Genomic DNA, 25218 nt, shown 5'->3' with positions numbered 1-25218 from the left:
GCGTCTGCGGCCCGTCTGTGGCTTGTCGCGCAGTTCCCCGCGCCCCTAAATGCCCATGCCCATGCCCCTGGCCCGCAGACAAGTGACGGGGTCAGCGAAACAGGGGCGCGGGGAACTGCGCGAACAGCCCGCCACCGGGCAGCGGAGGCCAACGCTCCCGCAGGGAAACGGCGGCTGCGTCCAGCGGCGCAGGCGCGTGGGGTGTTCAGCGGACGATCGGGGTGAAGCGCACCGGAAGGGACGTCAGGCCCCGCATCCAGATCGACGGACGCCACGTCAACTCCGCCGGCTCCACCGCGAGCACCGTGTCCGGCAGGCGCTCCAACAGCGTCTCCACCGACGTCCGGGCGATCACGTCGGCGAGGAGCGGCGCCGGGTACGGGCAGCGGTGCTCGCCGTTGCTGAAGGACATGTGCGCGGAGTTCTCCGCCCCGACGTGTCCTTCGGGCCAGATCTGCGGATCCGTGTTCGCGGCGGCGAGGCCCAGCACCACGCAGTCCCCGGCCCGGATCTGCCGTCCGCCGAGCCTGGTGTCGCGCACCGCCCAGCGGCCGATGAAGTTCTGCGTCGGGGTGTCCAGCCACAACACCTCGTTCAGCGCCTGCCCGACGCTGAGCCGGCCGCCGGAGACGTTCAGCGCGAACCGGTCGTCGGTGAGCAGCAGCCGCAGGGCGTTGCCGATCCAGTTCGCCGTCGGCTGCTGGGCCGCCGCGATCACGCTGATCAGGTCCTGGACCAGTTCGTCGTCGGTGAGCCCGGCGGGGTGCGCCGCCATCCGGGAGACCACGTCCGGCGCGGGCACCGCCCGCTTCTCCTCGACCAGTCGGTGCAGCCGCTCCCCGACCCTGGCGTACGCGGCCACCGGGTCGTCCCCCTCGTGCGCGTCCAGCGAGATCCGCAGGTCCTGCACCAGGTCCTCGGTGTCGGCGCCGTCCATCGGCATGCCGCACATCAGCAGGGCCGCCCGCATCGGCAGAGCATGCGCGTACAGGGACATCAACTCGGCGCGTCCGCCGCCGGCGAAGGAGTCGATCAGCCGGTGCGCGATCCGCCGGCACCCCTCGGAGAGTTCGAACTGGTCGACGGCCTCCAGCGCCTCGGTGATGACCCCGGCGCGCCGCTGGTGCTCCGCGCCCTCGGTGAACAGCACGGACGGCTGGTACCCGACGTAGGGCAGCAGGGGCCAGTCCGCGGGGATCGACGCCCACTGGTTCCACCGCCGGGAGTCCCGGGCGAACAACTCGTCGTGGCTGGTCACATGGGCCACCTCGGCGTACCCCAACACCAGCCAGGCGGGCACGTCGCCGTCGAGGAGGACCGGCGCCACCGGCCCGTGCTCGCTGCGCAGCGCCCGGTAGAGCTGCGACGGCGTCTGTTGGTAGCCCAGTCCGCTGAGAGCGACGCGCGCCGGACAGCCCGGCGGCGCACCGCCGTCGACGGGCGGCACGGCGCAGGAGGGGCCGGCGGTGGGGTACTCGGGGACGGGGGCGTGGTCCCGGGGCCCGGCGAGGTCGGTCATGGAGTCGTCTCCCGGGCCGTGGCCAGTTCGTGGAGGTGGTTGACGAGGCTGATCAGTACGTACTTGCCTGAGGCGCGGACCCGGGCGTCGCAGTCGATCAGGGGCACGTGCGGGCCGAGCGACAGCGCCTGGCGTATCTCCTTCAGGGAGAAGGCCGCCGGGTCGTTGTCGAAGCGGTTGACCGCGACGACGAAGGGGGTGCCGTGGCTCTCCAGCCGGTCGATCGCGTACCAGGAGTCGCTCATCCGGCGGGTGTCCACCAGGACGACCGCGCCGAGCGTGCCGGCGAAGAGGCGGTCCCACAGGAACCAGAACCGTTCCTGCCCGGGCGCGCCGAAGAGGTACAGCACCATCCGTTCGTTCAGGCTGATCCGGCCGAAGTCGAAGGCCACCGTGGTGGTGGACTTCGTCATGGGCCCGGCGGTCTCGTCGACGCCGACGCCCGCCTGCGTCATCACCTCTTCGGTGTTCAGCGGCCGGATCTCGCTCACCGAGCGCACCAGGGTGGTCTTGCCGACCCCGAAGCCGCCCACGATCACGATCTTCAGGCCGGTGTCGGCCGTGTCGATCAGGGGCGTACGGCCGGGCAGTTCGGCGGCTGCCGTGGTCGTCGTGGTCACGGTGGGTTCAGAGGTTGCGGAGTCCAACGAGCACCTCCTCAAGGAGGGCCGTGTCGGGCAGCCCGTCGAGCGGGCCGGCCGTCCTCGGCCGTCGTGCGGTGATGCGCCCCGTCGTCAACAGGTCACCGAGCAGGATCCGCACCACCGTCACCGGCAGCCGCAGCTCGGCCGAGATCTCGACCACGGAGATCGGATGCCGGCACAGCGTGAGGATCCGGGCGTGTTCGGACTGCATGCCCGGCGTCGGTCCGCACTCGCTGACGACCAGCGTCACGAGGTCGAAGGCGTTCGCCTGGTCGTCGTAGACCCGGCTGCGGCCACCGGTGACGGTGTACAGGCGGTCCGGCTCCCCCAGGTCGACGGGGCGGCGGATCATGAGGGGGAGCTCTCCCGGGCGGCCCGGGCGCGTGGTTCGGCGCGCAGGTGGTCCCCTATCTGGTCGACGAGTTCGGTCATGTGGTGGCCGACGGCGCCGGGTTCGGCGCCGTCCTCGGCGACCACCGCGAGATGGGCCCCCTCACCGGCCTCGACGATGAAGAGCAGCCCGCCGTGGAACTCGGTCATCGAGTGGCGCACGCCGCCGGAGCCGTCCCCGAACTCCACCGACGCGCCCTGCGCCAGGGCCTGGATGCCCGAGCAGATCGCGGCGAGTTGGTCGGCCTGGTCGAGGGTGAGGTGCGGGCTCCAGCACAGCTTCAGCCCGTCGCGGGAGAGCACCAGGGCGTGCCGGGTGCCCGGGACTCGGTCGAGGAGGCCCTCCAGGAGCCAGGTCAGGCTGGTGTCGGTGGTCTGTTGCATGGTCGGGCGGGGCGGTGCCCCCGGTGGTCGTCCGGGGGACCGGCCCGTTCCTCCTGTCCGTCGTCGGGGGTCGGTCGGGGGCGGTAGCCGTTCGGGAGGCGGGCGGGTAGGCGGGCGCCGGTGCGGGCCCCGGGCCCGCCTCACGGCGCCGCGGAAGCGCCCGGGGGCTGACCCGGCGGTCCGGGCCGCCGGCGCGCCTGGTGGAACGCGCTGAACCGGGCGCCGACGTCGCGCGCGGGCCGACCGCGCAGGGCCGCGGCTCCGTCGGGCGCCGTCGCCGCATGGCCCGGGGCCGCGTCGGAGACCGCGTCGTGCTCGGGTCGACGGCGGTCCGCGGCGGCCATGGTGCGCCCGCGGGGGCGTACGGGCAGGCCGTTCGGGGTCGCCAGGGGCGAGCCCTGGAGGGGCAGCAGCGGCGAGGCGGGCGGCGGCGCCACGTCGAAGGGGGGCGCCACGTCCGAGTGGTTGGGAGCGGGCCGCACCGCGGCGGGCGGCGCCGGCTCCGGGCGGCGCAGCTGCGGCGCGGGGGCGGCGAGCACGTCGTACGCGTACGCGTCGGCGGCGAGCGCGTCGGGGACGGCCGGGGCGCTCGCCGGCACCTCCGGGGAGCCGTGGGCGAACTCGCCCTCCGGGTCGGCGCCGACCTGCTCCTGGTGCAGCAGCTGCGGCGGGAAGAGGACCACCACCCCGGTGCCCCCGCGGGAGGACGGACGGTAGGTGACGGTCAGGTGGTACTTGACCGCCAGCAGGCCCACCACGACGAGCCCGATCCGGGTGCTGCGCAGATACGCGAGGTCGGTGGCGCGGCCGGAGACCGCCTCCTCCGCCCGGCGCATCGCCGCCTCCGACATCTTCAGCCCGCTGTCCTCGATGGTGACCACGAGCCCCGCGGTGCGCTCCTCCACGTAGACGTGGACCTCGTCGATGGGCGGCGAGAAGTTCGCCGCGTTGTCCATCAGCTCCGCAAGGAGGTGCATCACGGCTTCGGCGGCGTACCCGACGATCTTGGCGTCTCCGGAGACGTGCAGCCGGACGCGTCGGTACGCCGCGATCCGGCCGACCGCGCCGCGCAGGATGCTCTCCGTGCGGATCGGACGGTTCCAGGTGCGGCTGGTGCGTCCGCCCATCAGCAGCGACAGCCGGTCGGCCAACAGCCCCAGCTGCGAGGTGTTGTGGTCGAGCCGCATCAGATCGCCGAAGATCTCCCCGCCGTGACGATCCTGCAACTCCCGAAGGTCGGCGAGCATGCTCACCGCCTTCGCCTGGACCTGGCTGAGGGCCTTGGTGCCCGCGCCCATGACGGCGGCGGCCCGCCGCTCGCTCACCGCGAACTCGCGCACGACGGAGTCCAGGACGACCCGGAGCCGGTCGTCGTCGGGCGGCTCCAGCGCGGCGAGCGCGGTGTCGGCCGAGGCGCCCGAACGCAGCCGGGCGACCGCGTCGGGCAGCGTCACCGTCATCAGCCGGTCCAACTCGTCGGTGGCGCGGGTCAGCCGGCGCACCGCGGCGACGCTCTCGGCCGTGGCGGTCCTGGCCACCCGCTCGCTGGTGTCCAGCTCCACGGCGAACAGCCGCAGCAGGCCCCGCAGCCGGGCGTGCGCGGGCGCCGGCACCCCGGCGAGCACGTCGTCGGCCCGCTCGCCGTCCCGCAGCCTCCGGGTGACCAGCGGCAGCGTGACGTCGAGGAGTTGGGCGAGGTCCGCGTCGGCGCGGACCGCCCGGGCGCGCAGCGACGCGGCGTCCACGCGCGCCGTGGCCTCCGCGCCGCGGAGCCTGCGGGCGGCGACGGAGCCGACCACGACCGCGGTGGTGAACCACGACCAGGCGACGGTGACCGTGACCGCGACGAAGGTGCTGGCCGACGCCGGGGCCGCGACGATCGCGGCACCGGCCGCGGCGGTGGCCACGGCGATCGAGGCCGGTGCGTACGCGGACGGCGGTGACGTGCGTATCCGGTGCGTTTTCCGGGCGACTGGCACGGACATTCGGTCCCTCGCTGCTGGAGTCTGGAGTCCGGGGCGATCCGGGGCGAAGCCGGGAGGACGGACGGGAGGACTGGAGGTCTGTCGGATGGCGCGGTCCGGCCGGGGCGCCACGGCCGAACACCCCCAGGGAAGCCACAAGTTGACGGTGATCTTCCGCAAGTAGGTGGCGCTCATGCTAGCCACGGGGTGTCGGGGGCGTGCCGGGACGGCGCGGACGCCCACAGAACGGAGGACTTCGCGCCGAAGTCGCCGTGCGGACGCCGCGATCGTGGTAAATGGGGCCCGCGGCAGGAGGGTCTTTCGGCGCGTGGGGCGAACATCACAGGGCGCGGGCCTGAACGCCGTCGCCGGGGCCGACTACCGTGTCCGCGTGCCCAAGAACAGAAACACGTTCTCGTTCCCGTCGCCTTCCGCCTGGTGGCGCGGGGCAGTGACCCGCGGGCTGCACCGTGCCTGGGGGTGGGCGGTGGACGCCGGCGCCGTCACGGCCGACCGTCCCGGGCGGCTGCGGTTCAGGGCCTTCGGCCCCGGCACCCGGCTGGCGTTCCCCCAGGGCACCGTGTTCGGGGAGCAGTGGATCGAGTTGGGCGCCCACTGCATCGTCGCCGAGCAGGTCACCCTCACGGCCGGCATGATGCCCGGGCTCGACCTGGGACCCGACCCGATCCTGACCCTGGGCGACGGCGTGGTCCTGGGCCGGGGCAGCCACGTCGTCGCGGACACCCGGGTGACGATCGGCAAGGACACCTTCTGCGGTCCGTACGTCTACATCACCTCGACCAACCACAGCTACGACGACCCCCACCAGCCGGTCGGCCGGCAGTGGCCGCGCACCGCGCCGGTGGAGATCGGACCCGGCTGCTGGCTGGGCACCGGCGCCGTCGTCCTGCCGGGCGCGCGCCTGGGCCGCAACGTCGTCGTCGCGGCCGGTGCGGTGGTCCGCGGCGAGGTTCCCGACCACTCGGTGGTCGCGGGGGCGCCGGCCCGGGTCGTACGGAGTTGGGACCCGGCGCGCGGCTGGGAGCCCCCGCTGCGCACTCCGGCGCCCGTGCCGATACCGGAGGGGACCACCCCGGAGCAGCTCTTGGCCCTCGCCGATGCGGAGCGTCGGGCGCAGGGGTGAGCGTCGGCTGGCGCCCGGTCCGTCGGTCCGTCGGTTCAGCCGGTGGCCAGCAGGACGGCGCCGGCCAGGGCGAGGCCCGCGCCCGTCGCCTGGATCCCGCGCAGCCGTTCCTTGAGCAGGAGGAGCGCCGTGACCACCGTGACCACGGGGTACAGATGCGACAGCACGGCGGCGACGGTCACGGGGCCGGCCTGGGCGGCGAGCGAGTACGTGCCGTTGGAGGCGACGTCCGCGAGGCCCACGAACGCGAGCAGCGGCAGGGAGGTCCACAGCACGTGGAGCCCGCCCTCCTCGGGCAGCGCCCGCTTGCCGCGCCGCACCGTCGCGTACAGCGCCGCACCGCCGACGGCGACGTTCGTCAGACGCTGGACGAAGAGCGCGAGGAAGAGCCCCGGCAAGGTCGACGACGCCTCGGCGATCAGCGCCATGACCGCGCCGAAGCCGAACGCCGCCCCGAGCGTCAGCGTCAGCGCCCGGCGGCGCACGGGCTCGCCGCGCAACTCGGGGCCGCCCGCGAGGACGATGCCGCACACCGCGACCGCCACGCCGGCGACCTGGAGCAGGCCGGGGCGCTCGCCCATCAGCAGCCCCGCGCCGAAGGGCACGGCCACGCCCAGGGAACCGAGTGGGGACACCACGCCCATCGGGCCGATGGCGAGCGCCTGGTAGAAGCAGAGCAGGGCCACCGGGCCGATGACGCCGGCCGCCACCGCGTACCAGAGCTGCGGGCCGACCTCCCGCCAGGCGCCGGTCGCCACGACGATCGCGAACAGGACGACGACCGCGATGGTCTGCGAGGCCACGACGACGGTGAGCGCCGGGGCCCGTCGGGTCAGCAGGCCGCCCCCGACGTCCGCGAGACCCATCAGGAGTGCGGTGGTCAGGGCGAACAGTGCGACCATGGAAGGACCTCGCAGTACAGTGCGCTGGACGTGGTGGTACAGAACACCGTAGTGCAAGATTCTGCACCTTCGGATTCAATTTATTGGATGGAATGTGTCTGACCTCGATCAGCTCACCCAGGCGCTCGCCCGGAACCTCAAGCGGTGGCGCAGCGAGCGGGGGTTCACCCTCGACGCCCTCGCCGCCCGCTCGGGGGTCAGTCGGGGCATGGTCATCCAGATCGAGCAGGCCAGGACGAACCCCAGCGTCGGCACCACGGTGAAGCTCGCCGACGCACTCGGCATCAGCATCGCCACGCTCCTCGACCACGAGCAGGGGCCGCAGGTCCGGATCGTCCCGGCGGAGCAGGGCGTGCGGATGTGGGCCACCCCCGAAGGCAGCTCCAGCACCCTGCTGATCGGCGTCGAGAAGCGCGGCCCGCTGGAGCTGTGGAAGTGGCGGCTGATGCCCGGCGACGGCAGCTCATCCGACGCGCACCCCCTCGGCACGATCGAACTGCTCCACGTCACCGAGGGCGTCCTCACGCTGGTGGTGGACGGCGTGGCACACACCGTGCCCGCGGGGGCGTCCGCGACTTTCGAGTCAAACGTCCCGCACGGCTACCGCAACGACGGCGACGAGCCCATGGAGATGACGATGGCGGTCTCCGTCCCGCCCGTGCCCTGAGCCCCCAACCCCCTTCGGCCCGCCGCCGGTTCCACCGCCCGCCGCCGGTTCCACCGCCCGCCGGCGGGCGGAACGGCTTGGCCGCGGGGACGCGGGCGCTGTTAGCGTGCGGACATGCGCGCACCCATCGGCTCCTTCGACGAGGCCCGACCCGCCCCCGACCGCCTGGACCTGCTCGTGCCCCCGGTCGCGGACGCCGTACGGAACTGGACCGGCGACGTCCCCGCGGACCAGCTGATCTACGTCGACACCGACCCCGAGATCGCCGACACCGCCGACTTCGTGGCGCACCACGGCGAGGAGTTGCTGCGGCAGTCCGCGAACTGCGTCCTGGTGGCCGGCAAGCGCGCCGGTGAGGCCACGCTCGCGGCCTGTGTGGTGCTCTCCCACACCCGGGCCGACGTCAACGGAGTCGTCCGCAAGCACCTGGGCGCGCGCAAGGCGTCCTTCGTCTCCAGGGAGACCGCGACCGGTCAGACCGGGATGGAGTACGGCGGGATCACCCCCGTCGGACTGCCCGCAGCCTGGCCGGTCCTGGTGGACTCCGCCGTCGTCGACACCCCGTGGGTGCTCATCGGCAGCGGGCGCCGGCGCGGAAAGCTGATCGTGCCGGGCAAGGCGTTCGCCGGGCTGCCGAACGCGGTCGTCCTGGAGGGCCTCGGCGCCTGACCGCGCACCGTCGCGGGCCCGTGCGGCACCACCACCCCGGGCCCGCACCCGACTCGACGACGCCGGCCCGCGCCCTCAGTCCAGCAGCGGGATCTCTATCGCCGGGCAGCGGTCCATCACCATGTCCAGGCCGGCGGCCCGGGTGCGCTCGTACGCCGCCTCGTCGACCACGCCGAGCTGGAACCACACCGCCTTCGCCCCCTTGGCCACCGCCTCGTCCGCGACGGCGCCCGCCAGCTCCGCATTGACGAAGACGTCGACCACGTCCACCTCGAAGGGGACGTCGGCCAGGGACGCGTAACCCTGCTCGCCGTGGACCGTCTCCGCCTTGGGGTGGACCGGAACGATCCGCTTGCCGAAGCGCTGGAGGACGCGCGCGACCCCGTACGCCGCCCGCGATTCGTTGTTGGACAGGCCGACCACCGCCCACGTGGGGCCCGTCGAAGTGAGGATCCTGCGGATCGTCTCGTCGTCTGCGTACATACCTGCGACAACGGGCCACCCGTGCGGAGCATTCCCCTCCGCGCGGCCACGAACGGGTGAAGCATAGGGTGGGCGGATGCAGGAGCAGTACCGGACGGTGGCCCGCGAGGGCGTCCACGAGACCGAGATCAACCGATCGCGCTTCATCTGCGCGCTCGCCCCCGCCGCGACCGAGGAGGAGGCGCAGGTGTTCGTCGCCCGCATCCGGCGCGAGCACCCGACCGCCACCCACAACTGCTTCGCGTACGTCATCGGCGCCGACGCCTCCGTACAGAAGGCCAGCGACGACGGGGAGCCCGGCGGCACCGCCGGAGTGCCGATGCTCCAGATGCTGATGCGGCGCGACGTCCGCTACGCCGTCGCCGTGGTCACCCGCTACTACGGCGGCGTCAAGCTCGGCGCCGGCGGACTGATCCGGGCGTACGGCGGCGTCGTCGGCGAAGCCCTCGACGCGGTCGGCACCCGCACCCGGCGGCGCTTCAGGCTCGCCTCCGTCACCGTCGACCACCAGCGGGCCGGGAAGCTGGAGAACGACCTGCGCGCCACCGGCCGCACCGTCCGCGACGTCCGCTACGCGGAGCAGGTCACCATCGAGATCGGGCTCCCCGACGCCGACACCGACGCCTTCCGCGCCTGGCTCGCGGACGTCACCGCCGGATCGGCGGTGCTGGAACTCGGCGGTGAGGCGTATGGCGACGCCTGAGGCCGACCAGACGCCTGAGGCCGACCAGGCTCCCGGGGCCGCCGGAGCCCCTGGGGCCCCCGGAATCGAAGAAGCCACCCGGGCTGTCACACCCCGCCGTTACTCTCGGGGATCATGAGATTCCTGCACACGTCGGACTGGCACCTGGGGCGCTCCCTGCACCGGGTGAGCATGCTCGACGCCCAGGCCGCGTTCCTCGACCACCTGGTGGCGACGGCCCGCGCCCGCGAGGTGGACGCGGTCCTGGTGGCAGGCGACGTGTACGACCGGGCGGTGCCCCCGCTGGCCGCCGTCGAGCTCTTCGACCGCGCGCTGCACCGGCTCGCCGACGCCGGCGTGCCCACCGTGATGACCTCCGGCAACCACGACTCGGCGCGCCGCCTCGGCGTGGGAGCCGGCCTCATCGAGCGCGCCGGCATACACCTGCGCACCGACCCCGCCGGCTGCGCCACCCCCGTCGTGCTCGCCGACGCCCACGGCGACCTGGCGTGCTACGGCCTGCCGTATCTGGAACCGGTCCTGGTCAAGGACGAGTTCGGGGTCGACAAGGCCCGGCACGAGACCGTGCTCGCCGCGGCCATGGAACAGGTGCGGGCCGACCTCGCCGCCCGCCCGCCCGGCACCCGCTCCGTCGTCCTCGCCCACGCGTTCGTCGCCGGGGGCCGCACCAGCGACAGCGAGCGGGACATCACCGTCGGCGGGGTCGCCGCAGTGCCCGCCGCCACCTTCCACGGCGTCGACTACGTGGCCCTCGGCCATCTGCACGGCTGCCAGACCATCACCGAGCGCGTGCGGTACTCCGGCTCCCCCCTCGCGTACTCCTTCTCCGAAGCCACCCACCGCAAGACCATGTGGCTGGTCGACGTCGACGCGGACGGCTCCCTCGCGACCGAGCGGATCGACTGCCCCGTGCCCCGGCCGCTCGCCCGGCTCACCGGACGCCTCGCGGAGCTGCTGGAGGACCCCGCCCACGACCGGCACGAGGACGCCTTCGTCGAGGCCACCCTGACCGATCCGGTCCGCCCCGCCGAGCCGATGGCCCGGCTCGCCGCCCGCTTCCCGCACGTCCTCAGCATCGTCTTCGCACCCGAGCGCGGCCCGGAGCAGTCGGCGGTGTCCTACGCCCAGCGGATGCGGGGCCGCGACGACCTGGAGATCGCGGAGGACTTCGTCACCCACGTCCGCGGCGGCACCGGCCCCGACGCGGACGAACGCACCGTGCTGCGCGCCGCCTTCGACGAGGTGCGGCTCGCCGGGGCGGAGGCCGCCGGATGAGGCTGCACCGACTCGCCGTCACCGCCTTCGGCCCCTTCGCCGCCCGCCAGGAGATCGACTTCGACGCCCTCACCGCCGACGGACTCTTCCTGCTGCACGGAGCGACCGGCGCCGGCAAGACCTCCGTACTGGACGCGGTGTGCTTCGCGCTGTACGGCACCGTGCCCGGCGCCCGCCAGGGCCCCGGCGCCTCGCTGCGCAGCGACCACGCGCCCGCGGACCTGTCCACCGAAGTCCTCCTTGACCTGACCGTCGGCGGGCGCCGGCTGGAGATCCGGCGCAGCCCCGCCCAGCCGCGCCCGAAGAAGAACGGCAAGGGGTTCACCACCGAACGGGCCCAGAGCAGGCTGCGCGAGTACGTGCCCGCCACCGGCGAGTGGAAGCCGCTCAGCAGCTCCCACCAGGAGATCGGGGAGGAGGTCACCCAACTGCTCGGCGGCATGAGCCGCGAACAGTTCTGCCAGGTGGTGCTGTTGCCCCAAGGCGACTTCGCCCGCTTCCTGCGGTCCGACGCCGAAGCCCGGGGCCGGCTTCTGGGCCGCCTCTTCGACACCCGCCGCTTCGCCGCCGTCGAAGAGCGCCTAGCGGAGCGGCGCCGGGCCGCGGAAGCCCGGGTGCGCACCGGAGACGAGCGCCTGTTGGCGACACTGCACAAGATGGAGCAGGCCGCCGCCGGCGCGGCCGACGACTGGCCCGTACCGACCCAGGCGCCCGGAGACCCCGGGCTCGCCGACGCGGTCCTCGCCTGGGCGGCCGTCGCCCGCTCCGGCGCACAAGAGCGGCAGGCCGTCGCCGACAGCGCCCTCACCGCTGCCGAAGCCCGCGCGGAAGCCGCCCGCACCGCCCTCGAAACCGCCCGCGAACGGGACCGGCTCCAGCGGCGGTACGAGGACGCGCGCCGCCGCGACGAAGCCGTCCGGGCCGGCCGGCCCGACCACGACGCCGCGGTCGCCCGGATGGAGCTCGCCCGCCGCGCCGAGCGCGTCGCACCCGCGCTCACCCTCCGGGACGACGCCGAGCGCGACCACCGCGCCGCCCAGACGGCGCTCGACGGCGTCCGGGCCGCCCTGCCCCTCGAACTAGCCGAAGCGGGCGCCGAGCAACTGGCCGACGAAGAACACCGAATCCGCCGCGACCTGGGCGGACTTGAGGCCGCTCGCCGGGCCGAACAGCGCGTCGAAGAGATCGCCCGCCAGCGCACCGCACTGGAGCGCGCGGCCCGCGCCGACGACGGCGTGCTCCAGGACGCACAGGAATGGCTCGCCGGCTGGCAGGCGCTGCGCGGTGCGCACCAGGAGCGGGTGGCCCGGGCCCAGGATGCCGCCACGCGCGCGGAGCAGTTGGCCGGCCGGCTCGACCCCGCCCGCCGACGGCTGCGCGCGGCCCGCGAGCGGGACCGCCTCACCGCGCGGGTGGTCGACGCCGAGCGGGAGTTGCGCGCCGCCCGCGACAGGACCCTGAGCGCCAAGGACGGCTGGCTCGCCCTCAAGGAACGCCGCCTGGCGCACATCGCCGCCGAACTCGCCGCGCACCTGGTGCCCGGCGCCCCCTGCGCCGTCTGCGGCTCGCCCGACCACCCGGCCCCGGCCCCGACCTCCGCCGACCAGGTCACGCCCGCCGACGAGGAAGCGGCGTACCGCACTCACACCCGCGCCCAGGAAGCCGCCGCCGAAGCCGAGCGCGCCCTCGCGGTGCTGTACGAGGCCAGGGCGGCGGCGCGCCGCCAGGCCCGGGCCGACGACGCGCCCGACCCGGTCGTGCGCAGCGGCGCCAGCAGCGGTCCCGGCGCGTTGTGCGAGCACGCCGAGCCCGATGCGTACGACACCCCCGAACCCGAGTTGGCCGCGCTCGTCGCGGAGTTGGAGCGCGACCACCGCGCGGCGCACGACAGCGCCGCCGGCACCCACGCGGCCCGCGAGGCACTGGACCGGATCGAGCGGGAGCACACGGAGCGGACCGAGGCCCGAGCGCAGATCGAGCAGCGCATGGCCGCCCGCACGGCCGAGCGGGAAGCGCTCGACCGCGAGCAGTCCGGGCTCGCCGACGAGGTGGAGCGGGCCCGCGGCGGGGCGCGCAGCGTTGCCGAGCGCGCCGCCCAGTGGGAGCGCCGCGTGCTGCTGCTCGCCGACGCCGCCGAGGCCGTTCGAGCCTGCGACGCCACCGCCCGGCGGCTGAAGGACACCGACGGACAAGCGGCGGACACCGCCTACCGCGCCGGCTTCGACACCCCCGGCGCCGCCGCCGAAGCCCTGCTCGACGACGCGGCCCACCGCGCCCTGCAGCGGCGTATCGACGCCTGGCGCACCGAAGCGGCGGCGGTCGCCGACCGCCTCGCCGAGCCGGCGGCCCTGGACGCCTTCGAACTGCCCCCGGCCGCCCCGGACGCGGCGGCGGCGTGCCTCGCGGACGCCGAGCGCGCCCTGCGGGACGTCGCGACCGCGTCGGCCGCCGCGAGGGAGCGGCGCACGGAGTTGGCCGCGCTCTCCCGGCAGGCCGTCGCCGAGCGCCGGGCCCTCGGCCCGCTGCGCGAGGAGTACGACCGGGTGGCCGGCCTCGCCGCGCTGACCGCGGGCACCTCCGCCGCCAACGAACGCCGGATGCGCCTGGAGTCGTACGTGCTCGCCGCCCGGCTGGAGCAGGTCGCGGCAGCCGCCACGGCCCGGCTCCAGCGGATGTCGGCCGGGCGCTACACCCTCACCCACTCCGACGCCCGCGCCGGGAGCAAGCGGGCCGGGCTCGGCCTGCGGGTCGTCGACGCCTGGACCGGCAGTGCGCGCGACACGGCGACGCTCTCGGGGGGCGAGGCGTTCTTCGCCTCGCTCGCCCTCGCGCTCGGCCTCGCCGACGTCGTCACCGACGAGGCCGGCGGCGTCCGGCTGGACACCCTCTTCATCGACGAGGGCTTCGGCAGCCTCGACGAACAGACCCTCGACGAGGTGTTGGACGTGCTCGACTCGCTGCGCGAGCGGGACCGCAGCGTCGGGATCGTCAGCCACGTCCCGGACCTGCGCCGGCGCATCCCGACCCAGTTGGAGGTGGTCAAGGAGCGGCATGGCTCCGCGGTCCACCTGCGGCTCGGCGGCGTCGGCGACTGACCGGCCCCACACGGGCGCCCCGGCCCCGGGAAAACCATGTGACACGGGTGGATCGAGCACTCAGGATGGGGCACCGTGCCCAAACTTCCCCATCCCGAACCCCAGTCCCTACGGCGAGACCCCCTTCCCCTGCGCGGGCGCACCGCGCTGGTGACCGGGGCGAGCAGAAGAGGCGGCATCGGGTACGCGGTGGCCCGTCGGCTCGCCGCGTACGGCGCGAGCGTCTATCTGCACCACCACATGTCCCACGACGCACAGAAGCCGTGGGGCGCGGAGCCCGGCGGCATCGACGCGGTCGTGGAAGGGGTGCGGGCCGCGCTCGCCGACCCCGACGCCGTGGTGCTGCACGGCCCCGCCGACCTGTCCGACCCGGCGGCGCCCGCGGCCCTCGTGGCGAAGGCCGCGGGCGAACTCGGCGGCCGGCTGGACGTCCTGGTCGCCAACCACGCGCTGAGCGGCTACGACGGCACGCTCGACGACATCGACGTACGCCACCTCGACGCCCACTGGGCCGTCGACGTCCGCTCCGTGGTGTTGATGGTCAAGGAGTACGCCCGGCTGCGCGCCGCGCTGCCGGCCTCCACCCCGGGCGGCCGGGTGGTGACGATGACCTCCGGCCAGGACATCGCCGGCGGCATGCCGTGGGAGCTGGCGTACGGGCTGGCGAAGGGGGCGCTGGCGTCCGTCACCCGCTCCCTGTCGACCCATCTCGCGGAGCTGGCCGTGACCATCAACACCGTCAACCCGGGGCCGGTGGACACGGACTACATGGAGGGCGACGACTACCGGGCCGTGGCCGACCGGTTCCCCAGCGGGCGCTGGGGCATGCCGGACGACCCGGCCCGGCTGATCGCCTGGCTGGCCACGGACGAAGCGGAGTGGATCACCGGTGAGGTGATCAACTCGGAGGGCGGCTTCAAGCGTTGAGCCGATGCGGGTGGCGGCGCCCCGGGGCCCGCCACCCGTAGCCCGGCCCGCCCGTCAGCGCGGGGCGGTGTCTCTCACAGCCGGGACAGCTCGTCCACGAGGTCGTCGAGGCCCAGCGACCCCTGGGACAGCGCCGCCATGTGCCACGCCTTCGCGTCGAAGGCGTCGCCGTGCGCCCGCCGGGCGTTCTCCCGCCCCAGCAGCCAGGCTCGCTCGCCCAGCTTGTAGCCGATGGCCTGCGCGGGCATGGACAGATAGCGCGTCAGTTCGCTCTCCACGAAGTCCCCGGGCCGCCCGCTGTGGGCCCCGAAGAACTCCTGCGCGAGCTCGGGCGTCCAGCGCTCGCCCGGGTGGAACGGCGCGTCGGCGGGGATCTCCAGCTCCAGGTGCATCCCGATGTCGATGATGACCCGACAGGCCCGCATCATCTGGGCGTCGAGGTAGCCCAGGCGCAGCTCGGGGTCCGCGAGGAAGCCCAGCTCGTCCATCAGCCGCTCCGCGTACAGCGCCCACCCCTCGCAGTTGGCGCTGACGTTGCCGACGGACGCCTGGTAGCGGGAGAGCCGGTCGGCGACGTGCACCCACTGCGCGAGCTGGAGGTGGTGGCCGGGCACGCCCTCGTGGTACCAGGTCGACACCAGGTCGTACACCGGGAAGCGAGTGGCGCCCATCGTCGGCAGCCAGGTCTGCCCGGGGCGGGAGAAGTCCTCGGACGGGCTGGTGTAGTACGGGGCGGCGGCGCTGCCCGGGGGCGCGATGCGGGACTCCACCTTCCGCACGTCGTCCGCGAGTTCGAAGTGCGTGCCGTCGAGGGCGTCGATCGCCTCGTCCATCACGCTCTGGAGCCAGTCGCGGACCTCGTCGACGCCCTCGATGTGCCGGCCGTGCACGTCGAGGTGGGCCAGCGCCTCCCAGGGGTCCGCCCCCGGCAGGATCTTCGCCGCCTCGGTGCGCATCTCCGCGAGCAGCCGGTGGTACTCGGACCAGCCGTACGCGTACGCCTCGTCCAGGTCGAGGTCCGTGCCGTTGAAGTAGCGCGACCAGCGGGCGTAGCGCTCGCGGCCCACGGTGTCCGGCGCGTCGGCCACGGCCGGGGCGTACGCGTCGCGCAGCCAGTCCCGCAGCACGACCAGCGCGTCGGTGGCGACGCTGGCGGCGGCGGACAGCTCGGCGCGCAGGGCATCGGGGCCGGGCGCGACGAAGGCGTCGAACCAGCTGCGGTCGGTGCCGATCCACTCGGTGAGCTGGCCGATGCAGGTGCGGGTGGCCCGCGGGCCGCCGAACAGCTTGCGCTCCAGGCCCCGTTCCAGGGAGGCGCGGTAGCCGTCCAGCGCGGCGGGGACCGCGTGCAGCCGTTCGACGACCTGGGCCCAGTCCTCCTCGGTCTCGGTCGGGGTGACCGTGAACACGTCGCGCACCGAGTGCACCGGCGAGTGCAGGTTGCTGACCGTGCGTAGCCCCTCCTCGGCCTCGTGCACCCCGAGTTCGGCGGTCAGTCGCTCCCGCAGCAGCCTGCCGCACCGCCGCTCCACGTCGCCGTCGGCCCCGGGCAGCTTCTCGGCCTCGTCCAGCTGCGCGAGGGTGCGCCGGGCCAGCTCGGCGCGCTCCTCCTGCCCCGCGGGCGAGTAGTCGGGAAGACGGCTTGAGCTCTCCTTGACGCCGAGATAGGTACCGGTGGTCGGGTCGAGGGCGACGAGTGCGTCGACGTAGGCGTCGGCGACCTGACGGGGCAGCGGGCTGCTGGGGGTTACTGACATGCACACATCCTCTATGAGTGGGGCGTCCGCGTCACCATCGTGAGGGAGCGGCAGCAGCGGCGACGGTCGTCCGATGGCTGGTCATCGACCGGACGAACGGGTCGTGCGATGCCCGCCCGCGACGGAACGGCACCCCACGCCGGGCGCGGGCGGACCGGGGCGGTCCGCGCCCGGGGCTCCGGAAGCACGGTGCGGGCGCCCTGTCATCACCCGATCGAGCCATACGGCAGAAGTGCCGAAGGCTGCCGGGCGGACGGCACGGCCGACCACCGCTCCCCGGCCGCGGTGTCGGGAGTCCGATCTCGGCCGTTGCGTCGGTGGTCGGCGCGTCGACCTTGCCGGGGCGGACCCGCCGTGTTCTGCGTCGGTGCGCAGCCGCGGGCCGGGTGGACGGCGGATCTTTGGCGCGATATCGACGCTGCGCCGCGGCCGGATGTGGGGCGCGCCGGCCCGCTGTCCCCGGCCGGCTACGGCAGGGCTACGACGTCAGCGCTCGGCCTGCTCGTACCGCGGCTGCGGGTCCGCCGCCACGGCGTCCAGGGGCGCACTGATCACCAGGGTGCCGTCCTCCACCTGGTAGTCCAGGGGCAGTCCGAGACCGCGCATCGCGGCGACCATGCCGGTGTTGGACGACTGCGTCACCGCGTACACCTGGGTGCAGCCGGCCTCGTGGGCGAGGGCGACCAGACGCGTCAGCAGCTCGCCGCCGATGCCCCGGCGCTGCCAGGCGTCCTCCACCAGTAGGGCGATCTCCGTCTCGTCCCCGTCCCACAGCAGGTGGCCGAGGGCGACCAGCCGGCCGGAGCCGGTCTCGACGGCGAGCGTGCGGCCGTGCCGGGGGCTCAGCAGGTGGTCGAGGTAGCGGTGGGCGTCGCCGACCGGTCCGTGGTAGCGCATCCGCAAGGTCCGCTCCGAGCAGCGCTCTTGCATCTCGCGGGCGGCGGCCAGATCGCTCTGGTCGGCCCGGCGCACCACGATCCGTCCGCCCTCCGGGAGGGTGAGGACGTCCTCGGTGCTCGGCACCCGCGGGCCGATCCGGGCGTCCAGCTCCACCAGGGCCCGGGCCCGGGCGAACTCGGTCGGCGTGAAGGGGAGTTGGGGCCGCTCGATGACGATCGCACCGCCGCGGGGGTCCCGCAGTCGCAGCACCGTGTGCTCCATGACGCCCTCCTCCGGAGGCAGCGACCCGGTCGGGCGTCCGGTGGGGGAGACGGCGGGCAGCGAACGGATGGTGCACCGGCCCAGCAACTGGCGTAGCGCGAGCGGCAGTTCGGCCGCGTCCAGCGCTGTACGGGTGGCCAGGCCGATCACCGTGGTCGGCACGTCGACGAGGTCGTGGGCGTCGGCGCGTTCGACCCAGGTGTGCCGCCCGCCGGCCCGGGCCACCTCCCGCTTCAGCCGCTCCGGAGCGAGGGCGGCGGGGGCGCGCAGCAGGAACTCGTCCACGGTGCCGTCGGCGAGCGGGTGCGTCTGGAGGGAGAGGATGTCGACGCGGAGGTGGGCGAGGGCTGTGCACAGCGACGCGAGGCTGCCCGGGGCGTCGTGGACGGTGGTGCGCATCCGCCACAGGGCGGTCTCTTCGGGCGTCCGGTCGTCGGCGCCGGTAGCGGGCGCGGCGCCGGTGTCCGTGGCGGTGGCGGTCGCGGTGCCGGTGGCTAGCGCGGCCGAAGTGTCCGTGGCGTGAGGGGAGTCGGAGGGGTCGGGGGAGTCGAGGGTGTGCTGAGCGGTCGAACCGGCTTCGCGGGCGGACCGGCGTACGCGCCGGGCCCACCAGAGGTGGAAGACCGCGGTGCCGACGAGGGCCAGGGCCGCGGCGAGGAGGAGGGCCGGGCCGTCCGGCGTGTGCCCGACCAGGTGGGCGACCACGTCGGCGACCACCACCGCCGTGAACACCGCGGCCAGTTCGACGAGGTCCCGCCGCCAGTGGTGGTGCCGGCGGCCACTCTTCGCGGGGGTCGCATCAGTCATGTCCACCACTGTGGCCGTGGTGTGTTGCGTGATCACGAACGATGTGTGACTGATGGGTAAAGCGTGCATTTGCGGTCCTATGGGTGATTTGAGGCGGTGAGGGAAGCCACGTCGTCACCCATGATCCAACAGCGCCGCGGCCTTCCGGAGCGCAATCGCGTGATCGGCCGTCGCGGTGACGGACCCCTTACACCCCTTACACGCCCCACACCCCGTGCACTTCTCACGCCTCCACGGTGACCCGGTCGGGACGGAGGTCGCCGTCGAGGTGGACGGCCGGCCAGTAGCCGTCGGGGAAGTACGACCCGCTCCGCGACTCGAAGTGCAGGGCGAACTGCGCGGCTGCGGTGACGGTGAGCGTGGTGGGGGCCATGTCCCGGTGGAACCCCGCCCGCTCCTCCTCCGTCTCCCCGCCCTCCGCGCCCCACTCCCACAAGAACGCGGCGGCGCGCTCGCGAACCGCGGCGAACTCGGCGAGCACGGAGCGCACCCGGGGGAGCAGCGCGGCGACCTCCTCGGGACCCACGCGCTCGGCGGAGAGCAACCGGTCCACCATCACCACGAGATCCTGCCCGCCGACGCGGACGGTCACGTCCCCCGCCACGGCGAGCCCGCCCAGGGCCGTGACGTCGTCCGGGACGGGGCGGCCGTCCGGGGCGGGGCCGGGGGCCTCGGGGCGCGCGGCGTCAGACATGCGGGGGCTCCTTCCACGACGGGCCGTGGCGTTCGCGGCCGGTGCCGGCATTCTGCCCGTACGCACTGACAACGCCCCGGGCGGCGGCGCGCACCGCCGCCGCCCGGGCCCGCGCCCGTACGGCTACTGCCCCACCCGGCCCGGCTGGAGCACCTTGGTGAACAGCACCGTCCCGCCCTCGGCCCGCAGCCGTACGGTCAGCTCACCGCTGCCGCCGTCGATCTGCACCTCGCCGAAGTACTGCGGCGACTCCATCGGCGAGACGTTCGCCCGCTCCGGCGCCCGGACGAAGACCCGCTCGGGGCCGAAGGTGGCGTCCAGGGCGTTCGCCGGGAAGCCGCCCGCCGCCAGGGGCCCGGACACGAACTCCCAGAAGGGCGCGAAGTCCCCGAACGCCGCCCGCTCCGGCGCGTAGTGCTGCGCCGAGGTGTAGTGCACGTCCGCGGTCAGCCAGAGCGTGCCGGTGATCCGACGGTGCTTGACGAACCGCAGCAGGTCCGCGATCTGGAGCTCCCGACCCAGCGGGGCGCCCGGGTCGCCCTGCGCGATCGCCTCGAAGTCCGTCGAGCCGTCCGGGACGACCAGCCCGATCGGCATGTCCGCGGCGATCACCTTCCACACCGCGCGCGAGCGCAGCAGCTCCCGCTTGAGCCACGCCAACTGCTCGGCGCCCAGGATGCCCTGCTCGTCGTCGGCCTGCCGGCCGGGGGAGTTGGCGTTGCGGTACGAGCGCATGTCGAGGACGAAGACGTCCAGCAGGGGACCGTGGCGGACGACCCGGTGCATCCGACCGCCGCGCCCGATCCCGTTCCCGCGTCCGGTCCCGCCTCCGCCGACGGCCGGGAGCGTGGAGACGGGGAAGTACTCGGCGAAGGCCCGCATCGCCCGCCGGGCGAGCACGTCGACGTCCTTGACCGCGTACCGTGGGTCGTCGAGGATCTGCCCCGGGTACCAGTTGTTGCGCACCTCGTGGTCGTCCCACTGCGCCACCGTCGGCACCTGGGCGTTGAAGCGGCGCACGTTCTCGTCGAGCAGGTTGTAGCGGAAGTTGCCCCGGAACTCGTCCAGCGACTGCGCCACCCGCGACTTCTCCTCGGTGGTGACGTTCCGCCACACGCGTCCGTCCGGCAGCCGTACGGACGGCTCGATCACCCCGTCCGCGTAGATCGTGTCACCGCTGCACAGGAAGAAGTCCGGGTCCAGCCGGCGCATCTCCTCGTAGACGCGGTAGCCGCCGATGTCCGGATTGATGCCCCAGCCCTGGCCGGCGATGTCGCCGGACCACAGGAAGCGGACGTCCTGGCGACGGCGGTGCGGAGCGGTGCGGAACGTGCCGTACACCGGCTCCCCGACCCGGCGGGGGTCGTCCGGGTCCGCGAGCAGGACCCGGTAGTGGATCTCCTCGCCCGACGGCAGCCCGCGCAGCGCCGTGGTGCCGGTGTGGTCCGTGTCGGGCCCGAGCAGCGGCCCGTACGACCGGCGCGAGCGTCGGAAGGAATCGGTGGCCGAGGTCTCGACGACCATCCGCGCCGGTCTGTCGGAGCGCACCCACACCAGCCCGGACGACGTCGTCACGTCACCGGCCTGGACGCCCCAGCCGGCACGGGGGCGCCCCGACAGGGCGAACGCCGGCGCGGCACCGGCGACGGGCAGGGACAGCGCGGCGGACGCGGCCACCGCGCCGCGCAGCAGGGCGCGACGGTCGGTGGTCGGGCCGGCGTTCGCCCCGTCGGGGCGAGGTCGGCGTTCGGGCGTGGTGGACATCGGGGCCTCCAGAGGACGAAGGTGACGAACGGGCGGCGGGAGCGAGAGGGCCGCGAGCGGACGTACCAGCCGATCCGCCGACGGGCCCGTGCCCATGCCTACTGCCCGGCCGAGACGCGGGCGCGAACCCCAGGTGAACAACCGGCCGCCCCCGGACTGACGAGTTCTTCCCGTCGGGCACCGAGGGGCGCGGGGCCCGGACCGCACGCCCGTCAGCGCGGATCGTTCCTGCCGCCCGCTCCCGCGACGGCGGCGGCGCCGCGCACCGGCGGCTGGTCCGGCCAGCTCACCCCGTAGCCGGGGTCGGCGCCCCGACTGATCCGCACGAAGCGCAGCAGTTCCCGCACGATGCCGGCGTTTCCCGAAGCCCATCCGGTGTGGGGTTCGAGGGTGCTTCGCGAGGGCAGGTGCGCGAGGTTCGACCACCTCGCGCCGTCGGCGTCCCGAGTGGCGCGGCGCATCAGGTCAGCCACGAGGAGGCGGGCGAAGTCCGGGGCGTCGCCCTGCTCGACCATCCGGTCCGACGCGAGCGCCAGGACACCGGCGGTGCCGCAGCAACGGCCGTTGTTGTCCCAGAAGCCGGGGTGCAGTCGGCGCGGCAGACCGGAGCGGGTCACGGTGTACCAACAGCGGTCGGCGAGATCCCGCCAGGCGGATTCGTCGAGGACGTCGTGCAGGAGCCGGAAGACCTGGGCGTCGCCCGTCGGGCCGTGGCACCACCCGTAGCCGTAGCGGGGGGTGACGTCGGGGAAGTCCTGGGGGTCGGAGTGGGGGACGAGGAAGCCCGCGGGGCCGGCCTCGTTGCGGGCCACGACGTCCGCCGCGCCCGCGCGCGCCAGTTCGACGAAGTCAGCGCGGCCGGCGGCCCGCCCGACACCGGCCAGTGCGTACACGATGCCCAGCGTGCCGTGCGAGATGTGGTGGAACCGGGACGCCCTGTTCTTGAGCACCTCCCAGTGGACGCCCGCCGCGGTCCGTTCGGCGGTGCGCAGATAGGGCTCCAAGGCGCGTACGGCCAACTCGGTGTCCCCGACCGCGAGGGCGCCGAGGCCGATGCCGGCGTTGCCGCAGACCAGGTCGAACCACTCGCCCCACCGGGTGCCGTCGAAGCGTGCACGAACCAGGTCCAGGGCCTTGCGCGCCGTGGCAGCGGCGTCGGGAACGCCGAGTTCGTCGTGGACGGTGCCCAAGGCGAACGCCGAGCCGGTCAAGCCGGCGTAGAGGGACGCGTCCCGCTCGTGGTCGAGCGCATCGGACACACTGGCGGCGGCGCGTATCGCGGCGTCGCCGTAGCGGTCGTCGCCGAAGTGCCGCCGAGCTTCGAGAAGGGTGGGGACGATGCCCGCCGTGCCGTTGTAGAGCGTCAGGTCGAGGTCCTCGTCGAAGGCGCCGGCGGGCCAGCCGAGGCGCTGGTCCCCGGCCTCCCGCGCCCGCCCGAGAAGCCAGCGCAGCGCATCCGCCGCCACTGCTTCGACCTCGTCCACGTCCACGCTCGTGCTCATCGCTCGCAACGCCGTCATGGCGCCCCACTGTGGCACGCGGCGCGGCGGGCGCGTCCCCAAGAACGGCGGCACGGCGCACTGGTTGCGCACCGACGACGAGGACGAAGCACCCGGCCCGCCCCTCAGCCCCCGGCCGCCGCCTTCGCCAACAGGGCCACCCCGCGGGCGATCTCGGCCGGTGTCAGGTGCGCGTAGCCGAGGAGGAGCCGTACGCCCGGCTGCGGTGTCGGCGTCATCTCGTGTTCGGCGAGTGGCCGTACGCCCACTCCGGCCCGCGCCGCCCGCGCCACGAAGCGCTCCTCCGGGCCGTACCGCTCGGGAAGCCGGGCGATCACGTGCAGTCCCGCGGCGATCCCGCTGACCTCCGTGCCGGGGAAGTGCTCGGCGAGCGCGGCGACCAGCGTGTCCCGCCGCTCCCGGTACGCCCGTTGGCAGCGCCGCAGATGGCGGTCGTAGTCGCCGCGCTCCACGAAGCGGGCCATCACCGCCTGGTCGAGCGACGGCTCCCCGAGGTCGATGGTCCGCTTGCGCTCGGCGACCTCGTCCAACAGGCGCGGCGGCACCAGCAGCCACCCCATGCGCAGCCCCGGCGCCAGGGACTTGCTGACCGAGCCGGTGTACGCCACCCGGTCGGGGTCGAGCCCCTGGAGGGCGCCCACCGGGGCCCGGTCGTAGCGGAAGTCGCCGTCGTAGTCGTCCTCGACGACCAGGCCGTCCACGGACCGTGCCCAGTCGAGGAGTTCGACGCGGCGGCGCGCGGAGTACGCGATGCCGGTGGGGAACTGGTGGGCGGGCGTCACCATCACCGTGCGCACCCCCGAGGCCCGCAGCGGCCCCATCTCCAACCCCTCCTCGTCCAGCGGCAGCGCGGTCATCCGCAGACCGGAGGCGGCGAACACGGGACCGTGCACCGGGCTCCCCGGGTCCTCCACGCCGACCGCCCGCTCCCCGTGGCCGTGCACGACCAGCCCGAGCAGGGTCGTCGCCTGCGTCACCCCCGAGCACACCACCAGACAGTCCGGGTCCGCCACCACCCCGCGCCGGCGCGTCAACAGCGCGGCGAGCGCGGTCCGCAGCGCTGGCAGCCCCCGCGGGTCGGGGTAGCCGAGCGCGCGGTGCGGCATGTCGCCGAGGACGGTCCGGTACGCGGCGATCCACGCCGACCGGGGGAAGAGCGCCAGGTCGGGGCGGCCCGGGCGGAAGTGGACGCGGGCGCCCGACGCGCGCGGCGCCGCGCCCGGGGCGGTGGGCAGCCCGGCGCGCGCCGCCTCGCCGACCCAGGTGCCCGAGCCGCGGTCGCTGCGCAGGTAGCCCTCCGCGGTCAGTTGCTCGTACGCCTCCGTGACCAGCCCGCGGGACACACCCAGGTCGGCGGCGAGCGCCCGGCTGGAGGGCAGCCGGGTGCCGGCCGCCAGCCGGCCCGAGCGCACCGCGTCCCGCAGCGCCGCCTGGAGGGCCCGGCCGCGGCGGCGCGCGGGCGCGGCGACGGCGGGCAGTAGGAGTTCCCAGGCCGGCCCGCCGCCCGCCGCGGCCGGGCCGCCGCCCCTGTCGTCGTCCGCGCCGTCCCCCGCCGAAGTGGTCCCCGATGACGTCATGGAAGTGGACCTTAATGGGGGCCGCGAAGATCCCTAACGTCGAACCCATGGACCGCCCGAAGACCAGCGCCGCCCCGGCTCGCCCCGGGGCTGCCGAACGCTCCCGCACCCTGCAGGGAATCGCTCTCGTCATCTTCGCCTACAGCCTCGTCGGAGCCTCCTTTACCGCGAACAGCCTGCTCGGCGACTACCCGTACGCCGGCGGCCAGGCCCTGCGCTACGGCCTCGCCTTCCTCCTGCTGCTGCCCCTGCTCGGCGGGCGGGCCGCGCTCGCGCCCGTCCGCGCCCTCACCTCCCGCCAGTGGGTGCGCATCGGGCTGGTCGCCGGCATCGGCATGGTCGGCTTCAACCTGGCCGTGCTCGCCGCGGAACGCACGGCGGAGCCCGCGGTGCCGGGCGTCTTCGTCGGCTGTGCGCCCGTCATCGTCGCGGTGCTCGTCCCCCTGATGAACGACCGCCGCCCCACCCGACCGGTGCTGTACGGCGCGCTGGCGGTGGCCGCCGGCGCGTTCGCCGTCCAGGGCTGGGGACGTACGGACACCATGGGCGTGGTCTGGTCGGTGGCCGCGCTCATCGGCGAGGTCGGCTTCGCGGTCCTCGCCGTCCCGGTGCTGCGACCGCTCGGCCCCCGGCTCCTCACCGCCTGCGTGTGCGCCCTCGCTACCGTCGAGTCCGTGCTCGTGGGGCTCGTCGTCGACGGTGCCGACCTGGTGCGGATGCCGACCGGCACGGAGACGCTGGCGCTGCTGTGGCAGGCCGCGGTGGTCACCGTCGTCGGCTTCGTCCTCTGGTACATGGGCGTCCAGCGCATCGGCGCCGAGCGCGCGACCCTCTTCACGGGCATGATCCCGGTCGCCGCCGCGCTCACCGCCCCCTTGGTCGGCGCGGGTGCCTTCGGCCCGGCCCAAGCCGTCGGCGGGCTGCTGGTCGCCGCGGGCGCGGTCCTCGGCTCCGGGGTCTTCGACGCCCGTAAGACGCCCGAGAGGAACCACACGGCTGAGAAGGTCCACAGGACCAAGAAGGTTCACAAGGCGGGGGAGGCCCGGCACAGCGAACAGGCCGAACAGAGTCGGGCGGCTCCGGACGGCGCCGTGCCGGACGACCGTCGCTGACCCCGTGCCGTGTTGCCGTCGCCGGCGCCACGGCCCGGGCGAGTTCGGGAGGGCACACCG

The 25218-nt window shown here is 74.4% G+C and carries 21 protein-coding genes; 8 read left to right on the top strand and 13 right to left on the bottom strand.

Features of this window, described 5'->3' with window-relative positions; all coding sequences use genetic code 11:
- Positions 1-205: 205 nt before the first annotated feature.
- The 5 genes from ABZ842_RS31455 to ABZ842_RS31435 all read right to left on the bottom strand — a co-directional run bounded on the left by ABZ842_RS31455 (position 206) and on the right by ABZ842_RS31435 (position 4922).
- Positions 206-1519 carry a cytochrome P450 gene (locus ABZ842_RS31455; protein WP_361544437.1) on the bottom strand — a complete coding sequence of 438 codons (1314 nt, stop codon included), beginning with the start codon at positions 1517-1519 and terminating at the stop codon, positions 206-208.
- Positions 1516-2139, bottom strand: a complete 624-nt coding sequence (locus ABZ842_RS31450; RefSeq protein ID WP_361544434.1) for an ATP/GTP-binding protein — start codon at positions 2137-2139, stop codon at positions 1516-1518. The genes ABZ842_RS31455 and ABZ842_RS31450 overlap by 4 nt, the downstream gene beginning before the upstream one ends.
- A 7-nt stretch (positions 2140-2146) precedes the next feature.
- A complete protein-coding gene (locus tag ABZ842_RS31445) occupies positions 2147-2515 on the bottom strand; it encodes a DUF742 domain-containing protein (RefSeq protein ID WP_361544431.1) in 369 nt (122 codons plus the stop codon).
- Complete coding sequence (locus ABZ842_RS31440) at positions 2512-2937, bottom strand: roadblock/LC7 domain-containing protein (RefSeq protein ID WP_361544428.1); 426 nt, start codon at positions 2935-2937, stop codon at positions 2512-2514. Before ABZ842_RS31440 ends, ABZ842_RS31445 begins: the two co-directional genes overlap by 4 nt.
- A 140-nt stretch (positions 2938-3077) precedes the next feature.
- Positions 3078-4922: an ATP-binding protein gene (locus tag ABZ842_RS31435; RefSeq protein ID WP_361544425.1), complete on the bottom strand. Its 1845-nt coding sequence runs from the start codon at positions 4920-4922 to the stop codon at positions 3078-3080.
- 370 nt (positions 4923-5292) lie between these two features.
- Here ABZ842_RS31435 and ABZ842_RS31430 point away from each other — a divergent pair, with 370 nt between their 5' ends.
- Complete coding sequence (locus tag ABZ842_RS31430; protein ID WP_361544422.1) at positions 5293-6045, top strand: acyltransferase; 753 nt, start codon at positions 5293-5295, stop codon at positions 6043-6045.
- Positions 6046-6080: 35 nt separating this feature from the next.
- On the opposite strand, the gene ABZ842_RS31425 is transcribed toward ABZ842_RS31430, so the two are convergent.
- Complete coding sequence (locus ABZ842_RS31425; RefSeq protein ID WP_361544419.1) at positions 6081-6947, bottom strand: EamA family transporter; 867 nt, start codon at positions 6945-6947, stop codon at positions 6081-6083.
- A 94-nt stretch (positions 6948-7041) separates the two neighbouring features.
- On the opposite strand from ABZ842_RS31425, the gene ABZ842_RS31420 reads away from it, so the two are divergent.
- Together ABZ842_RS31420 and ABZ842_RS31415 are read left to right on the top strand one after the other, a co-directional pair.
- Entirely contained in the window at positions 7042-7614 is a 573-nt protein-coding gene (locus ABZ842_RS31420; RefSeq protein WP_361544416.1) for an XRE family transcriptional regulator, read from the top strand.
- Positions 7615-7728: 114 nt separating this feature from the next.
- Positions 7729-8283 (top strand): YbaK/EbsC family protein, encoded by a 555-nt coding sequence (locus ABZ842_RS31415; protein ID WP_361544413.1) that lies wholly within the window; start codon positions 7729-7731, stop codon positions 8281-8283.
- A gap of 75 nt (positions 8284-8358) precedes the next feature.
- On the opposite strand, the gene ABZ842_RS31410 is transcribed toward ABZ842_RS31415, so the two are convergent.
- Positions 8359-8766 (bottom strand): CoA-binding protein, encoded by a 408-nt coding sequence (locus ABZ842_RS31410; RefSeq protein WP_361544410.1) that lies wholly within the window; start codon positions 8764-8766, stop codon positions 8359-8361.
- A 76-nt stretch (positions 8767-8842) separates the two neighbouring features.
- Here ABZ842_RS31410 and ABZ842_RS31405 point away from each other — a divergent pair, with 76 nt between their 5' ends.
- The 4 genes from ABZ842_RS31405 (at position 8843) to ABZ842_RS31390 (ending at position 14766) form a co-directional block, all read left to right on the top strand.
- Entirely contained in the window at positions 8843-9469 is a 627-nt protein-coding gene (locus tag ABZ842_RS31405) for a YigZ family protein (protein WP_361544407.1), read from the top strand.
- A gap of 114 nt (positions 9470-9583) precedes the next feature.
- Complete coding sequence (locus ABZ842_RS31400) at positions 9584-10744, top strand: exonuclease SbcCD subunit D (RefSeq protein ID WP_361544404.1); 1161 nt, start codon at positions 9584-9586, stop codon at positions 10742-10744.
- The gene (locus tag ABZ842_RS31395) at positions 10741-13839 is read left to right on the top strand and encodes an AAA family ATPase (protein ID WP_361544401.1); all 3099 of its coding nucleotides are present in this window, start codon (positions 10741-10743) and stop codon (positions 13837-13839) included. Before ABZ842_RS31400 ends, ABZ842_RS31395 begins: the two co-directional genes overlap by 4 nt.
- 75 nt (positions 13840-13914) lie before the next feature.
- A complete protein-coding gene (locus tag ABZ842_RS31390; protein WP_361544398.1) occupies positions 13915-14766 on the top strand; it encodes an SDR family oxidoreductase in 852 nt (283 codons plus the stop codon).
- 74 nt (positions 14767-14840) lie between these two features.
- Here ABZ842_RS31390 and ABZ842_RS31385 read toward each other — a convergent pair whose 3' ends face one another.
- From ABZ842_RS31385 to ABZ842_RS31360, 6 genes are all read right to left on the bottom strand, one after another.
- Positions 14841-16523, bottom strand: coding sequence for a DUF885 domain-containing protein (locus ABZ842_RS31385; protein WP_361544395.1), 1683 nt, complete (start codon positions 16521-16523; stop codon positions 14841-14843).
- Positions 16524-17009: 486 nt separating this feature from the next.
- Positions 17010-18491 carry a GNAT family N-acetyltransferase gene (locus tag ABZ842_RS31380; protein WP_361544392.1) on the bottom strand — a complete coding sequence of 494 codons (1482 nt, stop codon included), beginning with the start codon at positions 18489-18491 and terminating at the stop codon, positions 17010-17012.
- A 223-nt stretch (positions 18492-18714) separates the two neighbouring features.
- Positions 18715-19185: a hypothetical protein gene (locus ABZ842_RS31375; RefSeq protein ID WP_361544389.1), complete on the bottom strand. Its 471-nt coding sequence runs from the start codon at positions 19183-19185 to the stop codon at positions 18715-18717.
- A 123-nt stretch (positions 19186-19308) separates the two neighbouring features.
- On the bottom strand, positions 19309-20949 hold the full coding sequence (locus ABZ842_RS31370) for an alkaline phosphatase D family protein (RefSeq protein ID WP_361544386.1): 1641 nt from the start codon (positions 20947-20949) through the stop codon (positions 19309-19311).
- Positions 20950-21161: 212 nt separating this feature from the next.
- Positions 21162-22469, bottom strand: a complete 1308-nt coding sequence (locus ABZ842_RS31365; RefSeq protein ID WP_361544383.1) for a lanthionine synthetase LanC family protein — start codon at positions 22467-22469, stop codon at positions 21162-21164.
- Between the two features lie 104 nt (positions 22470-22573).
- A complete protein-coding gene (locus ABZ842_RS31360; RefSeq protein WP_361544380.1) occupies positions 22574-24046 on the bottom strand; it encodes a PLP-dependent aminotransferase family protein in 1473 nt (490 codons plus the stop codon).
- Between the two features lie 47 nt (positions 24047-24093).
- Between ABZ842_RS31360 and ABZ842_RS31355 the strand changes: the two genes are divergently transcribed.
- Positions 24094-25158 carry a DMT family transporter gene (locus ABZ842_RS31355; RefSeq protein ID WP_361544377.1) on the top strand — a complete coding sequence of 355 codons (1065 nt, stop codon included), beginning with the start codon at positions 24094-24096 and terminating at the stop codon, positions 25156-25158.
- The last annotated feature ends 60 nt before the right edge of the window (positions 25159-25218 follow it).

Source organism: Streptomyces sp. NPDC047315, assembly GCF_040643215.1.
Lineage (GTDB): Bacteria > Actinomycetota > Actinomycetes > Streptomycetales > Streptomycetaceae > Streptomyces.
The sequence above is the reverse complement of the archived record's forward strand: the minus strand, read 5'-3'. Positions and strand labels throughout refer to the sequence as shown.

What these genes read in the sequence shown, in the direction of transcription:
- ABZ842_RS31360 (WP_361544380.1), bottom strand. Translation starts at nt 24,046, where the DNA reads ATGACGTCATCGGGGACCACTTCGGCGGGGGACGGCGCGGACGACGAC.
- ABZ842_RS31355 (WP_361544377.1), top strand. Translation starts at nt 24,094, where the DNA reads ATGGACCGCCCGAAGACCAGCGCCGCCCCGGCTCGCCCCGGGGCTGCC.
- ABZ842_RS31385 (WP_361544395.1), bottom strand. Translation starts at nt 16,523, where the DNA reads ATGTCAGTAACCCCCAGCAGCCCGCTGCCCCGTCAGGTCGCCGACGCC.
- ABZ842_RS31435 (WP_361544425.1), bottom strand. Translation starts at nt 4,922, where the DNA reads ATGTCCGTGCCAGTCGCCCGGAAAACGCACCGGATACGCACGTCACCG.
- ABZ842_RS31365 (WP_361544383.1), bottom strand. Translation starts at nt 22,469, where the DNA reads ATGACGGCGTTGCGAGCGATGAGCACGAGCGTGGACGTGGACGAGGTC.
- ABZ842_RS31445 (WP_361544431.1), bottom strand. Translation starts at nt 2,515, where the DNA reads ATGATCCGCCGCCCCGTCGACCTGGGGGAGCCGGACCGCCTGTACACC.
- ABZ842_RS31395 (WP_361544401.1), top strand. Translation starts at nt 10,741, where the DNA reads ATGAGGCTGCACCGACTCGCCGTCACCGCCTTCGGCCCCTTCGCCGCC.
- ABZ842_RS31440 (WP_361544428.1), bottom strand. Translation starts at nt 2,937, where the DNA reads ATGCAACAGACCACCGACACCAGCCTGACCTGGCTCCTGGAGGGCCTC.
- ABZ842_RS31425 (WP_361544419.1), bottom strand. Translation starts at nt 6,947, where the DNA reads ATGGTCGCACTGTTCGCCCTGACCACCGCACTCCTGATGGGTCTCGCG.
- ABZ842_RS31405 (WP_361544407.1), top strand. Translation starts at nt 8,843, where the DNA reads ATGCAGGAGCAGTACCGGACGGTGGCCCGCGAGGGCGTCCACGAGACC.
- ABZ842_RS31375 (WP_361544389.1), bottom strand. Translation starts at nt 19,185, where the DNA reads ATGTCTGACGCCGCGCGCCCCGAGGCCCCCGGCCCCGCCCCGGACGGC.
- ABZ842_RS31380 (WP_361544392.1), bottom strand. Translation starts at nt 18,491, where the DNA reads ATGACTGATGCGACCCCCGCGAAGAGTGGCCGCCGGCACCACCACTGG.
- ABZ842_RS31370 (WP_361544386.1), bottom strand. Translation starts at nt 20,949, where the DNA reads ATGTCCACCACGCCCGAACGCCGACCTCGCCCCGACGGGGCGAACGCC.
- ABZ842_RS31400 (WP_361544404.1), top strand. Translation starts at nt 9,584, where the DNA reads ATGAGATTCCTGCACACGTCGGACTGGCACCTGGGGCGCTCCCTGCAC.
- ABZ842_RS31415 (WP_361544413.1), top strand. Translation starts at nt 7,729, where the DNA reads ATGCGCGCACCCATCGGCTCCTTCGACGAGGCCCGACCCGCCCCCGAC.
- ABZ842_RS31455 (WP_361544437.1), bottom strand. Translation starts at nt 1,519, where the DNA reads ATGACCGACCTCGCCGGGCCCCGGGACCACGCCCCCGTCCCCGAGTAC.
- ABZ842_RS31410 (WP_361544410.1), bottom strand. Translation starts at nt 8,766, where the DNA reads ATGTACGCAGACGACGAGACGATCCGCAGGATCCTCACTTCGACGGGC.